We start from the raw sequence: 13775 nt of genomic DNA on the forward strand, positions 1-13775 counted from the left end.
TATCAGGCCTACGGTCTGCTTTGTAGGCCGGATGAGGCGAAACCGACATCCGGCACAACACAGCTTAGCTAAACATCGCCGTAATCGAGGCGCTGGCGAGCGAGTGGAAATGGACGTTAAATCCAACCATCGCGCCGCTGGCACCTTCATCGACATCAATACGCTCCACATCCAGGGCGTGAACCGTAAAGATATAGCGGTGGGTTTCCCCCTTCGGCGGCGCAGCGCCACCATAACCAGCTTTACCAAAATCTGTACGGGTCTGAATCACCCCATCTGGTTGTGCAACCAGCCCGGAGCCGAATCCTTGCGGGAGTACGCGGGTATCAGCCGGCAGATTTACCACCACCCAATGCCACCAGCCGGAGCCGGTTGGCGCATCAGGATCAAAGCAGGTCACGACAAAGCTTTTGGTTCCTGCGGGTACGTCATCCCACGCCAGGTGGGGGGAAATATTATCACCGTCATACCCCATGCCGTTAAAGACGTGGCGATGCCCAAGCTTATCGCCATCGCGCAGATCGTTACTGATTAGTTTCATGCTGACTCCTCTCGTTAGCCAAAAAGTGTAGCCAGAAACCGTAGAGCTTACCGCTGATTAATCGCTAAAAAATGTTGCATTGCGCACAGCCTCGTTCACGGCCTGCGTCAGGCGACGCAACTGATCGGGCTGGATGATGTACGGCGGCATCAGGTAGATGAGCTTGCCAAACGGTCTTATCCACACGCCCTGTTCGACAAAGAACTTCTGTAACGCTGCCATATTCACCGGATGCGTGGTTTCGATGACGCCGATGGCGCCGAGCACGCGTACGTCCGCGACCCAACTGGAGTCCGCCGCCGGGGCGAGTTCTGCCCGCAACTGCGCTTCAATGGCCGCTACCTGCGCGCGCCACTCGCCGGTTTCGAGTAACGACAGGCTGGCGGAGGCGACGGCGCAGGCCAACGGATTGCCCATAAAGGTCGGGCCGTGCATGAAGCATCCGGCTTCACCATTGCTGATGGTTTCTGCAACCTGGCGGGTGGTGAGGGTTGCAGAAAGGGTCATCGTTCCGCCGGTTAACGCTTTGCCCAGGCATAAAATGTCCGGAGTGATGTCGGCATGCTCGCAGGCAAACAGCTTGCCTGTACGACCAAATCCGGTGGCGATTTCATCGGCAATCAGCAGGATCCCTTCACGGTCGCACATCTTACGGATGCGTTTTAACCATTCGGGATGATACATGCGCATACCGCCAGCGCCCTGTACGATTGGCTCTAGGATCACCGCCGCAATTTCGTGGCGATGCGCGGCCATCAGACGGGCAAAAGGCACCATATCCAGTTCGTCCCACTCGCCGCCTATGCGGCTTTGTGGGGCTGGGGCAAACAGGTTCTCCGGCAGGTACCCCTTCCACAGACTGTGCATTGAGTTGTCAGGATCGCAGACCGACATCGCGCCGAAGGTATCACCATGATAACCATTACGAAATGTCAGGAAACGCTGGCGGGATTCGCCTTTAGACTGCCAGTATTGCAGCGCCATTTTCATTGCAACTTCTACTGCGACCGACCCTGAATCCGCGAGAAAAACGCACTCCAGCGCCTCTGGGGTCATCGCCACCAACTGGCGGCACAGCGCAATGGCCGGGGCATGGGTAATGCCGCCAAACATCACATGCGACATGGCATCAATCTGCGTTTTCATCGCGGCGTTCAGCTGCGGGTGATTGTAACCGTGGATTGCCGCCCACCAGGATGACATGCCGTCAATCAGCTTCTCACCGCTGGCTAAGGTCAGTTCGCAACCTTCGGCACGCGCCACCGGATAAACCGGCAACGGGGAGGTCATGGAGGTGTATGGGTGCCAGATATGGCGTTGGTCAAACGCAAGATCGTCCGTTGTCATAATCGACTTGTAAACCAAATTAAAAAGATTTAGGTTTACGAGTCTACACCAAACTAACAACGAAACGTATACCAATATGGCTCATTCTTCTCGCTGGACAATGTCGCAAGTCACCGAATTATTTGAAAAACCGCTGTTGGATCTGCTGTTTGAAGCGCAGCAGGTTCATCGCCAGCATTTCGATCCGCAGCAGGTACAAGTTAGTACGCTGCTGTCGATTAAGACCGGTGCTTGCCCGGAAGATTGCAAATACTGCCCGCAAAGCTCCCGCTATAAAACCGGTCTGGAAACTGAACGGTTGATGGAGGTTGAACAGGTACTGGACTCGGCACGTAAGGCGAAGCAGGCTGGTTCAACGCGGTTTTGCATGGGCGCGGCGTGGAAGAACCCGCATGAGCGCGATATGCCGTACCTGGAACAAATGGTTCAGGGCGTGAAAGAACTAGGGCTGGAAGCCTGTATGACGCTGGGCACGCTGGACGAATCTCAGGCCCAGCGCCTGGCCAATGCGGGTCTGGACTACTACAACCACAACCTCGACACCTCGCCGGAATTTTACGGCAATATCATCACCACCCGCTCGTACCAGGAGCGCCTGGATACGCTGGATAAAGTGCGCGAGGCGGGCATTAAAGTTTGCTCCGGCGGGATTGTTGGGCTAGGTGAAACGGTGACCGACCGCGCGGGTCTGCTGCTACAATTAGCGAATCTGCCGACGCCGCCGGAAAGTGTGCCGATCAACATGCTGGTGAAAGTGAAGGGCACGCCGCTTGCCGATAACGACGACGTAGATGCTTTTGATTTTATTCGTACTATCGCCGTGGCGCGTATCATGATGCCGACCTCATACGTGCGTCTTTCTGCCGGGCGCGAGCAGATGAACGAACAAACCCAGGCGATGTGCTTTATGGCCGGGGCCAACTCGATTTTCTACGGCTGCAAACTGCTGACCACCCCGAACCCGAACGAAGATAAAGATTTGCTGTTATTTCGCAAGCTGGGTCTTAACCCGCAGCAAACTGCGGTACTGGCGGGCGATAACGAACAGCAACAACGTCTGGAGCAGGCGCTGCGTACCCCGGATACCGACGATTACTACAACGCGGCAACCGTATGACCTGGCAGCAAAAAATTGACGATGCGCTAACAGCGCGTCGTAGTGCTGATGCGTTGCGTCAGCGCTATGCGGTGACGCAGGGTGCCGGTCGCTGGCTGCAGGCCGACTGTCGCCAGTATCTGAATTTCTCCAGCAACGACTACCTCGGCTTAAGCCACCATCCGCAGATTATCTGCGCGTGGCAGCAGGGCGCTGAGCGTTTTGGCGTCGGCAGCGGCGGCTCGGGCCATGTCAGCGGTTATTCCGTTGCTCATCAGGCGCTGGAAGAAGAGCTGGCGCAGTGGCTCGGCTATTCCCGGGCGCTGTTGTTCATCTCTGGTTTTGCCGCCAATCAGGCGGTCATTGCCGCACTGATGGGAAAAGATGACAAGATTGTTGCCGACAGGCTCAGCCATGCCTCGCTGCTGGAGGCTGCCAGTCTTAGCCCTGCCGTGTTACGTCGCTTTACCCATAACGACTCGCAACATCTGGATCGTCTGCTGACAGCCCCCTGTCCGGGGCAGCAGTTGGTGGTCACCGAAGGCGTGTTCAGCATGGATGGCGACAGTGCGCCGCTGGCAGAAATCCACGCGGTGGCGAAACGGCAGGGCGCGTGGCTGCTGGTGGATGATGCGCATGGGATTGGCGTAAGCGGTGAGGAAGGGCGTGGTTCGTGCTCCCGACAGCAGGTGAAACCTGAGCTGTTGGTGGTGACATTTGGCAAAGGGTTCGGCGTCAGCGGTGCGGCGATCCTGTGTTCTGATAGTGTGGCCGATTATCTGCTGCAGTTTGCCCGTCATCTGATCTACAGCACCAGCATGCCGCCAGCCCAGGCTCAGGCCTTGCGCGCCGCGCTGGCGGTGATCCGCAGCCGCGAAGGCGATGAGCGCAGAGAAAAGCTGGCGATGCTTATCCAGCGTTTTCGCGCAGGGGTGAATACTACGGATTTGACGCTGGCGCATTCAGACAGCGCGATTCAACCGCTGATCGTTGGCGACAATCATAAAGCCTTGCAACTGGCACAGACGTTACGGCAACAGGGATACTGGGTGACGGCGATTCGTCCACCGACGGTGCCGGTTGGGACGGCCAGGCTGCGGATTACGCTGACCCAGGCGCATGAAGTCCAGGATATCGACAACTTACTGGAGGTGCTGCATGGCGCAGGTCAATAAGCAGGCGATTGCCGCTGCGTTTGGTCGCGCGGCTATGCACTATGAGCAACATGCGGAGCTTCAGCGTCAGAGCGCCGATGCGTTACTGGCACAACTCGATGGCCGGGCGTTCTCACGGGTTTTGGACGCGGGCTGTGGGCCTGGGCGTATGAGTCGCTACTGGCGGGAGCAGGGGAGCGAGGTCAGTGCTCTGGATCTGTCGGCGCAAATGCTTACGCAAGCGCAGCGTCACGATGTCGCCCATCACTATCTGCTGGCGGATATCGAAGCCATTCCGCAGGCCGCTGCCACTTTCGACCTGGCCTGGAGCAATCTGGCCGTGCAGTGGTGCAACGACCTGCGCGGCGCGTTACGCGAGCTATACCGGGTGGTGCGTCCTGGCGGGGCGGTGGCGTTTAGTACGCTGGCGCAAGGGTCGATGCCGGAACTTCGTCAGGCGTGGCGAGCAGTTGATGACCGGGAGCATGCCAACCGTTTTTTGCCCGTGGAGCAACTGGAAAACGCTCTGTGCGGCTGGGACGTTGAATACCAGTCTCATGCCGTCACGCTGTGGTTTGACAATGCGCTGAGCGCCATGCGCTCGCTGAAGGGCATTGGCGCGACGCATTTGCATGATGGACGCGAGCAGCGTGTGTTGACCCGCTCGCAGTTGCGCCAGTTACAGCTCGCCTGGCCCTGTCAGCAGGGTAAATATCCGCTGACCTATCATCTTTTTTTGGGAGTAATTCAACGTGACTAACACATATTTTGTCACCGGGACGGACACCGAAGTAGGTAAAACTATCGCCAGCTGTGCGTTGCTTCAGGCGGCGGGACAGCTGGGGTTGCGAACGGTCGGCTATAAGCCGGTGGCGTCAGGCAGTGAAATGACGGCTGAAGGTCTGCGAAACAGCGATGCGCTGGCTCTACAGCGCAACAGCGTTGTGGCAGTGGATTATGCGGCCATCAATCCGTATACCTTCGCCGAACCTACCTCACCGCATATCATCAGTGCTGACGAAGGGCGCCCCATTCAGGCCTCAGTGATGTCTGCGGGTTTACGCTTGCTTGAAGAACAGGCTGACTGGGTATTGGTGGAAGGCGCAGGCGGATGGTTTACGCCACTGTCGCCAACGCTGAGTTTTTCTGACTGGGTAAAAGCGGAACAACTGCCGGTGATTCTGGTGGTTGGCGTTAAGCTCGGTTGTATCAATCATGCCATTTTGACCGCCCAGGCAGTGCAGCAGGCCGGGCTGACGCTCGCCGGATGGATTGCCAATGATGTGATGCCACCTGGCAAGCGTCATGCTGAATATATGGCGACGCTAAAGCGTGCGCTTGCGGCTCCGCTACTGGGGGAAATTCCCTGGCTGGCAGAAGAGCCGGAACGAGCATCGACTGGTCGTTATATCGATCTTAGCGTTTTGTCTCTGGCATCCACCAGTCGTTGATTAGCGGGTCGCTGAATTGTGTTATTTGCCCTTGAGCCACGTTGCGTCCACGATGTAACAAGCAATAGCAGTCGGCGACCCGACGAATGAACGGCAGGCTCTGCTCCGCGAGCATAATGGCGATGCCAAGCTCCTGGCTTAGCCTCACAATCAGATTCCCCAGTTTGTGGATATACGCCTGGCCACTTCCTCGCGTCGGCTCATCGAGGATCAGCAGGCGCGGGCGAGTGACCAGTGCACTGGCGAGTGCAAGCTGGTGCTGATTTTCCTCCGACAATGCCACCCCTTTGGCCTGACGCAGTACAAACAGCTGTGGAAACAGGCGGTAAATATCGCTGCTGTTCATCGCTTCGCTTTCCTCAACCGCCTGGCGCGCAATGTGCAGATTTTCCTCTACCGTCAGCTGCGAAAAAATTCGCCGTTCCTGCGATACACAGTTAATACCCAGCGCAATGCGCTTTGCCGCCGGAATCTGAAGCAGATCGCAAGGTGGTGCGCCAGCCTGATGCCAGAACATGGTTCCGCTCTCAATCGGTAAATTGCCTGTGATGCAATTGGCCAGCGTGGTTTTTCCCATCCCTGGAAGACCCAGCACGGCGGTACATTTGCCGGGCAACAGGTCGAGATCGACATCCCAAAGCGAGTGTTGATTACCGTAATAGTGATTCACTGCACGAAGACTCAACATAGATTTCTCCCTCATGATGATATCCGCCTCGCGGGTTGATGGTCGGGAGAAAACTGCAAATCTCTTGCCAGAAGCGGAATTAGGGGAAAATACAGCAGAATAGCGTATTGAGCGGGTTGCGGTATCCGGCTTGTTGTGGATGAGAGCCGCAGTGTGCACATTGTCAGTGCCTGGTGGCGTTGTGATGGTGCAGGCAGGAAAATGATGAAAATGCGAGCAAGATCTCGGCTATCCCAGGTCGCTTCGTTAGCTGATAAATATCAAAAAATAGCGATAATTTTTTTTTATCCCACCAGAAAAGATCATCAGGACGTTTTTGCCAGGCTACAGTCCGTACGGGCTGGAGGCAGTTATCCACTATTCCTGTGGATAACCTTGTGTATTAGAGTTAGAAAACACAAGGTAAGCGAGAGAAGACGCGGCCTGCGACTAAATTGATGCGAAAGACGGCTTGAGATAATAATCATTAAATTACAGTGTGTTAGATAAATGCAATGGCTGTCGCAGAAGTGTCATGTGTTGCCACAAAACTTTCATCGGGTAGCTTGACAAATGTTAAAAAAGTCATTGGTTTGGGGATAACACATTTTTGCTGGTGTTTTATCTTGCCTGCGGACAAATTTTAGCCTGTAGTCACGGCCATTTTGCTGGCGTAACAGAAATATTCTGGCGCGTTACTGTTTTTTCATCCAGTATATTTTACTGGCAAAATATACTGCTGCGAGTAAAATTACACACCTGCCCGCCCATTGCTTCAGGTAGCTGCTCATGAGTAAACCGTCCAAACTAAATTCCGCTTTTAAACCCTCTGGCGATCAGCCTGAGGCGATACGTCGCCTGGAAGAAGGTCTGGAGGATGGTCTGGCGCATCAGACGTTGCTGGGGGTGACGGGGTCGGGGAAAACATTTACCATCGCGAACGTGATTGCGGACCTACAGCGCCCTACCATGGTGCTGGCCCCCAATAAGACGCTTGCCGCGCAGTTGTACGGTGAGATGAAAGAGTTCTTCCCGGATAACGCGGTGGAGTATTTCGTCTCCTACTACGACTATTATCAGCCGGAAGCCTACGTGCCAAGTTCTGACACCTTCATCGAGAAGGATGCTTCGGTTAATGAACACATTGAGCAGATGCGTCTGTCAGCAACCAAAGCGTTGCTTGAGCGACGGGATGTCGTCGTCGTAGCGTCGGTTTCCGCGATTTATGGTCTGGGTGACCCGGATCTGTACCTGAAAATGATGCTGCACCTGACGGTGGGGATGATTATCGACCAGCGCGCGATCCTGCGTCGTCTGGCGGAGCTGCAGTATACTCGCAACGATCAGGCATTCCAGCGCGGGACCTTCCGCGTGCGCGGTGAAGTGATCGACATATTCCCAGCGGAATCTGACGACATCGCGTTGCGCGTGGAACTGTTTGATGAAGAGGTCGAACGTTTGTCGCTGTTTGACCCACTTACCGGACAGGTCGAATCCACTATTTCGCGCTTTACCATCTATCCTAAAACGCACTACGTGACGCCGCGCGAACGTATTGTTCAGGCGATGGAAGAAATTAAGGTTGAGCTGGCCGAGCGGCGAAAAGTCCTGTTGGCAAATAACAAACTGCTGGAAGAACAGCGCTTAAGTCAGCGTACCCTGTTCGATCTGGAAATGATGAACGAGCTGGGTTACTGCTCGGGGATTGAAAACTATTCCCGCTATCTGTCCGGGCGTGGTCCGGGCGAGCCGCCGCCGACGCTGTTTGATTACCTGCCTGCCGATGGCCTGCTAGTGGTGGATGAATCTCACGTGACTATCCCGCAAATTGGCGGCATGTATCGCGGTGACCGGGCGCGTAAAGAAACCCTGGTCGAATACGGATTCCGTCTGCCGTCGGCGCTGGATAACCGTCCGCTTAAATTTGAAGAGTTTGAAGCGCTGGCCCCGCAAACTATCTATGTTTCGGCGACGCCGGGCAACTATGAGCTGGAGAAATCCGGTGATGATGTGGTCGATCAGGTCGTAAGACCGACCGGCCTGCTGGATCCGGTCATTGAGGTGCGCCCGGTGGCGACTCAGGTTGACGATCTGCTATCTGAGATCCGCACCCGTGCGGCGATTAACGAACGTGTGCTGGTCACCACGCTGACCAAACGGATGGCGGAAGACCTCACAGAATACCTAGAAGAACACGGCGAACGGGTGCGTTATCTGCACTCTGACATCGATACCGTGGAACGTATGGAAATCATTCGTGACCTGCGTCTGGGCGAGTTTGACGTGCTGGTGGGTATCAACCTGTTACGTGAAGGTCTGGACATGCCTGAGGTCTCCCTGGTGGCGATTCTGGACGCAGACAAAGAAGGGTTCCTGCGTTCTGAACGGTCACTTATTCAGACCATCGGTCGTGCGGCGCGTAACATCAACGGTAAGGCGATTCTTTACGGTGATAAAATTACCGCCTCTATGGCTAAAGCGATTGGTGAAACCGAACGTCGTCGTGAGAAACAGCAGCTCTATAACGAAGAACACGGTATTACGCCGCAGGGGCTGAACAAGAAAGTGGTCGATATTCTGGCGCTGGGTCAGAATATTGCGAAGACCAAAGCTAAAGGCAAAGGGAAGTCACGCGCAGGCGCGAAGTCTGAGGTTGTCGAACTGGATATGACGCCAAAAGCGCTGCAGCAGAAGATTCACGAGCTGGAAGGGCAGATGATGCAACACGCGCAGAATCTCGAATTTGAAGAGGCCGCGACAATCCGTGACCAGTTGCATCAGTTGCGCGAGTTGTTTATTGCGGCATCGTAAGGCGGTGTCGGATGCGGGGTGGATAGCATTCGTAGGCCGGATGCCGGAGCAAATCGTTTTGTAGGCCTGATAAGCGCAGCGCATCAGGCATTGTTTGGTGCCGGATGGCGGCGCAGAGCGTTTTGTAGGCCTGATAAGCGCAACGCATCAGGCATTGTTTGGTGCCGGATGGCGGCACAGAGCGTTTTATAGGCCTGATAAGCGCAACGCATCAGGCATTGTTTGGTGCTGGATTGTGGCGCAGAGCGTTTTGTAGGCCTGATAAGCGAAGCGCATCAGGCAAATCCGTTCAGCCCAGCGCCTGCACTGCTTTCTCCAGCGCACTATGCAATAGCTGGCGGTCATGGCGGTAGGGAATATCGCTGGCTTCCAGCACTTCCTGGATCACAACGCGGTCGGTAACGGCGGAAGCATCCACTTTCGGCCCCACAACCACCGCATCAATCACTTTCTTCCCGACGTACTGTTCAATAATGGCCAGCTTATCGCTAAGCGTCAGGCTCGCTGCTGGCAGGCTTAATTCACGCCCAAGATTGCCTATATAGACCATCGGAGCCGGTGTGCGACGTAATGCCTGTGACATTTCATCGAGTAACAGAATCGGCATCAGGCTGGTGTAAAAACTGCCGGGGCCTATCAAAATTAAATCCGCTTCAGCGATAGCCTCAACGGCCTCCCGTGTAGTCGGGACTTTTGGCGAAAGCATCAGTTCCTGAGGTGGGACGGTGAGCTGATCGATATTCACTTCGCCATAAACTTCGTGTCCCTGCTCATCAATGGCCATCAGATCCACCGGCAGCTCCGACATCGGAATTAAATGTGCGTCAACTTTCAGCAGGCTACGAATTAAATTGATAGCTTCCAGAGGCCGCACGCTGAGGTGATCGAGCGCCTTTAACATTAGATTTCCGAGGTTATGCCCGGAAAGTTCGCCATTACCGCCAAAACGATACTCAAACATAGCGGATGCAACGCTGGGTTGGGTAATTAACTGGTTCAGACAGTTACGCATGTCTCCCCAGGCAATCCCTCCTTCAGAGCGACGAATACGACCTGTCGACCCGCCGTTATCGGTGGTGGTGACGATACCCGTCAGGCGGGAACCTAATGGGGAAAGAGAGGAGAGAACGCGTCCTAATCCATGCCCTCCGCCGAGAGCGACAACGCGGTCCAGATCTGCCAGCGTGCGAGTGCGCATATATTTTCCTGATATCAATTGATCGGCGCTACAGTAACGTAAATAGCGTGTTTTCAGCAATTATCCAGTCGGCATCTGCCGTAATTTTTTTCTGCGATCTACTCCTTTCTGACGACACTCACCTGATGGCAAGATGATGTATATCAATGCAAAACTGTGATTTTTGCTTATTCTGTAGCGAAATTGCACGATCATGTCGCTATATACATATTTATACAGCGAAAGTGTACATGGCAAAAGCGCCATTTACACGCTAGTATCGGCATAACCACAAAGTACTCTAAATAATTTGAGTTGTCGGAAGCCAACGCATCTGCAACTCGAAGTATGATGAGTATAAACACTCTAGCCTCTGCACCTGGGTCAAATGATACGGTGCTTTGGCCGTGACAAGACTTGAAAAAGTTTGTCACCAGGGCGCAGGAAGAAATGACTACGTCTCCCGTATTTGGAAAGGTGTACATGGGCTCTCAACTTACCGATGCTTTCGCACGTAAGTTTTACTACTTACGTTTGTCGATTACCGATGTGTGTAACTTTCGTTGCACCTACTGCCTGCCGGATGGCTATAAGCCCGGCGGTGTCACCAATAACGGCTTTTTAACCGTTGATGAAATTCGCCGTGTCACGCGTGCGTTCGCCAGTCTGGGAACGGAAAAAGTGCGTCTGACGGGGGGCGAACCTTCACTGCGTCGCGACTTCACTGACATTATCGCCGCCGTGCGCGAAAACGACGCCATCCGCCAGATTGCGGTAACCACCAATGGTTATCGTCTGGCGCGCGATGCTGCCGCCTGGCGCGATGCCGGACTGACCGCGCTCAACGTCAGCGTCGACAGCCTCGACGCCCGTCAGTTTCACGCCATTACCGGACAGGACAAGTTTCAGCAGGTGATGGCAGGCATTGATGCTGCCTTTGATGCCGGTTTTGAAAAAGTGAAAGTCAACACCGTGCTGATGCGCGACGTAAACCATCATCAACTGGACACCTTCCTGGCGTGGATCCAACCTCGACCAATCCAACTGCGTTTTATTGAACTGATGGAAACGGGCGAGGGCAGCTCTCTCTTCCGTAAACACCATATTTCCGGACAGGTACTGCGCGATGAGCTGCTGCGTCGCGGCTGGATCCACCAGATCCGACAGCGTAGCGACGGCCCGGCTCAGGTTTTCTGTCATCCTGATTATGTTGGCGAAATTGGTCTGATCATGCCTTATGAGAAAGACTTCTGCGCCACCTGTAATCGTCTGCGCGTTTCCTCTGTCGGCAAGCTTCATCTGTGTTTATTTGGTGAAGGCGGCGTAAGCGCTGCAACCGCTGTTCGACAGAGAAGTCGAAGGGTTTGGCGAAGTATTCCGTATGCTGTCGTTTGAAGAGATTGGCACCGCGACGCTGCAATCCCGCGCGATTGCCGGGGTGGCGAATAAAACGCTAATTTTTGCCATGCCGGGTTCGACCAAAGCGTGTCGTACTGCCTGGGAAAATATCATTGCGCCGCAGCTCGATGCCCGTACGCGTCCGTGTAATTTCCACCCACATTTGAAGAAATAAGTATGTCGCAACTGACTCATATTAACGCCGCTGGCGAAGCGCATATGGTGGATGTCTCCGCCAAAGCGGAAACCGTACGCGAGGCGCGTGCGGAAGCATTCGTAACCATGCGTAGCGAAACGCTGGCGATGATCATCGACGGCAGTCACCATAAGGGTGACGTTTTCGCCACGGCGCGTATTGCCGGTATTCAGGCTGCCAAACGGACCTGGGATCTTATCCCGCTGTGTCACCCACTGATGCTGAGCAAGGTCGAAGTCAATCTTCACGCCGAACCGGAGCACAACCGCGTGCGCATTGAAACGCTGTGTCGCCTGACCGGTAAAACCGGCGTTGAAATGGAAGCGTTAACGGCAGCCTCCGTGGCGGCGTTGACCATCTACGATATGTGCAAAGCGGTGCAAAAGGATATGGTGATTGGTCCGGTGCGTTTGCTGGCAAAAAGCGGCGGCAAATCGGGTGATTTTAAGGTGGATGCACATGATTAAGGTTCTTTTCTTTGCTCAGGTACGGGAACTGGTGAACACCGATGCGTTAGAAGTTGCCGCCGAGTTTGCAACGGTAGAAGCGCTGCGCAAGCATCTGGCGGCGCAAAGCGATCGCTGGGCGCTGGCGCTGGAAGACGGCAAGCTGCTGGCGGCGGTGAATCAGACGCTGGTCAGTTTTGACCATCCTCTTAACGCGGGTGATGAAGTCGCTTTCTTCCCGCCGGTAACCGGAGGCTAAAATGGCTGAAACGCGAATTGTTGTTGGCCATGCGCCGTTCAGCGTCGGGGATGAGTATCCCTGGCTGGCAGAGCGCGATGAAGACGGCGCGGTAGTCACTTTCACCGGTAAAGTGCGCAATCACAATCTCGGTGACAGCGTTAAGGCGTTAACGCTGGAACACTATCCTGGAATGACCGAAAAAGCGCTGGCGGAGATTGTCGACGAAGCGCGTTCGCGCTGGCCGCTGGGTCGGGTGACGGTTATTCATCGCATTGGCGAACTGTGGCCGGGTGACGAAATCGTTTTTGTTGGCGTAACCAGCGCGCATCGCAGCAGCGCGTTTGATGCCGGGCAGTTCATTATGGATTACCTGAAAACCCGCGCGCCGTTCTGGAAGCGCGAGGCTACGCCGGAAGGTGAGCGCTGGGTTGATGCCCGCGACAGCGATAAGCTAGCAGCAAAACGCTGGTAGAGTACAATTGTTGTAGGCTCATACTGATTCAGGAGATTGTCATGGACCGATTCCCACGATCCGATTCTATTGTACAGGCCCGTTCCGGCCTGCAAACGTATATGGCGCAGGTGTACGGCTGGATGACCTGCGGACTGTTGCTGACGGCGTTTATCGCCTGGTATGCGGCAAATACGCCCGCGGTGATGATGTTTGTCTTCTCCAGCAAAATCACCTTCTTTGGCCTGATTATCGCTCAACTGGCACTGGTGTTTGTCCTGTCCGGCATGGTGCAAAGGCTGAGCGCGGGTATGGCGACCACGCTGTTTATGCTCTATTCGGCATTAACCGGGTTGACGCTATCAAGCATCTTTATTGTCTATACCTACTCGTCTATCGCCAGCACCTTCGTGGTCACTGGTGGGATGTTCGGGATCATGAGTTTGTATGGCTACACCACCAAGCGCGATCTGAGCGGCTTCGGCAATATGCTGTTTATGGCGCTGATCGGTATTGTGCTGGCTTCGCTGGTTAACTTCTGGCTGAAGAGCGAAGCGCTGATGTGGGCGGTGACCTATATCGGGGTGATAGTGTTTGTCGGTCTGACCGCCTATGACACGCAGAAGCTGAAAAATATCGGTGAGCAGATCGACTTGCGCGACAGCTCCAATCTGCGTAAATACGCGATTCTTGGGGCCCTAACGCTGTATCTGGACTTCATCAACCTGTTCCTGATGCTGCTGCGTATTTTCGGCAATCGTCGTTAATTGTCTGTTGCCGGATGGTATAAAAAGTAGGC

At 54.7% G+C, this 13775-nt stretch carries 13 protein-coding genes, 2 pseudogenes and 1 riboswitch; of the genes and pseudogenes, 11 read left to right on the forward strand and 4 right to left on the reverse strand.

Translation table 11 applies throughout. From position 1 onward, the window contains the following. Positions 1 to 64: 64 nt before the first annotated feature. A complete protein-coding gene (locus tag OGY33_RS04330; protein WP_048214637.1) occupies positions 65 to 541 on the reverse strand; it encodes a kinase inhibitor in 477 nt (158 codons plus the stop codon). A gap of 57 nt (positions 542 to 598) precedes the next feature. After that, the gene (gene bioA / locus OGY33_RS04335; RefSeq protein WP_191238739.1) at positions 599 to 1888 is read right to left on the reverse strand and encodes an adenosylmethionine--8-amino-7-oxononanoate transaminase; all 1290 of its coding nucleotides are present in this window, start codon (positions 1886 to 1888) and stop codon (positions 599 to 601) included. Between the two features lie 76 nt (positions 1889 to 1964). Here bioA and bioB point away from each other — a divergent pair, with 76 nt between their 5' ends. The 4 genes from bioB to bioD are packed head-to-tail and all read left to right on the forward strand — an operon-like array spanning position 1965 to position 5589. Beyond that, complete coding sequence (bioB, locus tag OGY33_RS04340) at positions 1965 to 3005, forward strand: biotin synthase BioB (RefSeq protein WP_008784180.1); 1041 nt, start codon at positions 1965 to 1967, stop codon at positions 3003 to 3005. After that, entirely contained in the window at positions 3002 to 4159 is a 1158-nt protein-coding gene (gene bioF / locus OGY33_RS04345) for an 8-amino-7-oxononanoate synthase (RefSeq protein WP_191238738.1), read from the forward strand. Before bioB ends, bioF begins: the two co-directional genes overlap by 4 nt. Continuing rightward, positions 4143 to 4898 (forward strand): malonyl-ACP O-methyltransferase BioC, encoded by a 756-nt coding sequence (bioC, locus tag OGY33_RS04350; RefSeq protein ID WP_191238737.1) that lies wholly within the window; start codon positions 4143 to 4145, stop codon positions 4896 to 4898. Before bioF ends, bioC begins: the two co-directional genes overlap by 17 nt. Further along, the gene (bioD, locus tag OGY33_RS04355; RefSeq protein WP_048214633.1) at positions 4891 to 5589 is read left to right on the forward strand and encodes a dethiobiotin synthase; all 699 of its coding nucleotides are present in this window, start codon (positions 4891 to 4893) and stop codon (positions 5587 to 5589) included. The genes bioC and bioD overlap by 8 nt, the downstream gene beginning before the upstream one ends. On the opposite strand, the gene OGY33_RS04360 is transcribed toward bioD, so the two are convergent. Further along, entirely contained in the window at positions 5555 to 6277 is a 723-nt protein-coding gene (locus tag OGY33_RS04360; protein ID WP_048214632.1) for an ABC transporter ATP-binding protein, read from the reverse strand. The two genes, bioD and OGY33_RS04360, sit on opposite strands and share 35 nt — an antisense overlap. Before the next feature lie 768 nt (positions 6278 to 7045). On the opposite strand from OGY33_RS04360, the gene uvrB reads away from it, so the two are divergent. Continuing rightward, positions 7046 to 9067, forward strand: coding sequence for an excinuclease ABC subunit UvrB (gene uvrB, locus OGY33_RS04365; RefSeq protein WP_191238736.1), 2022 nt, complete (start codon positions 7046 to 7048; stop codon positions 9065 to 9067). A 289-nt stretch (positions 9068 to 9356) separates the two neighbouring features. Here uvrB and yvcK read toward each other — a convergent pair whose 3' ends face one another. Then, positions 9357 to 10265: a uridine diphosphate-N-acetylglucosamine-binding protein YvcK gene (gene yvcK / locus OGY33_RS04370; protein ID WP_191238735.1), complete on the reverse strand. Its 909-nt coding sequence runs from the start codon at positions 10263 to 10265 to the stop codon at positions 9357 to 9359. Positions 10266 to 10594: 329 nt separating this feature from the next. Further along, positions 10595 to 10740: riboswitch (molybdenum cofactor riboswitch) on the forward strand. Between yvcK and moaA the strand changes: the two are divergent. The 6 genes and pseudogenes from moaA to OGY33_RS04400 form a co-directional block, all read left to right on the forward strand. After that, positions 10728 to 11573 (forward strand): annotated as a pseudogene (gene moaA, locus OGY33_RS04375) (GTP 3',8-cyclase MoaA); the annotation flags it as partial. It overlaps the preceding riboswitch by 13 nt. After that, positions 11572 to 11817: pseudogene (locus tag OGY33_RS04380) on the forward strand (molybdopterin-binding protein); the annotation flags it as partial. The pseudogenes moaA and OGY33_RS04380, both read left to right, overlap by 2 nt. A gap of 2 nt (positions 11818 to 11819) precedes the next feature. Next, positions 11820 to 12305, forward strand: coding sequence for a cyclic pyranopterin monophosphate synthase MoaC (gene moaC / locus OGY33_RS04385; protein WP_003035188.1), 486 nt, complete (start codon positions 11820 to 11822; stop codon positions 12303 to 12305). Continuing rightward, positions 12298 to 12543, forward strand: a complete 246-nt coding sequence (gene moaD / locus OGY33_RS04390) for a molybdopterin synthase sulfur carrier subunit (protein ID WP_003831530.1) — start codon at positions 12298 to 12300, stop codon at positions 12541 to 12543. Before moaC ends, moaD begins: the two co-directional genes overlap by 8 nt. Before the next feature lies 1 nt (position 12544). After that, positions 12545 to 12997: a molybdopterin synthase catalytic subunit MoaE gene (gene moaE / locus OGY33_RS04395; protein WP_008784190.1), complete on the forward strand. Its 453-nt coding sequence runs from the start codon at positions 12545 to 12547 to the stop codon at positions 12995 to 12997. 41 nt (positions 12998 to 13038) lie between these two features. After that, a complete protein-coding gene (locus OGY33_RS04400; protein WP_003831536.1) occupies positions 13039 to 13743 on the forward strand; it encodes a Bax inhibitor-1/YccA family protein in 705 nt (234 codons plus the stop codon). Positions 13744 to 13775 lie beyond the last annotated feature (32 nt).

It is taken from the genome of Citrobacter sp. Cpo032 (assembly GCF_030332975.1).
Taxonomy (GTDB): Bacteria; Pseudomonadota; Gammaproteobacteria; order Enterobacterales; family Enterobacteriaceae; genus Citrobacter; species Citrobacter portucalensis.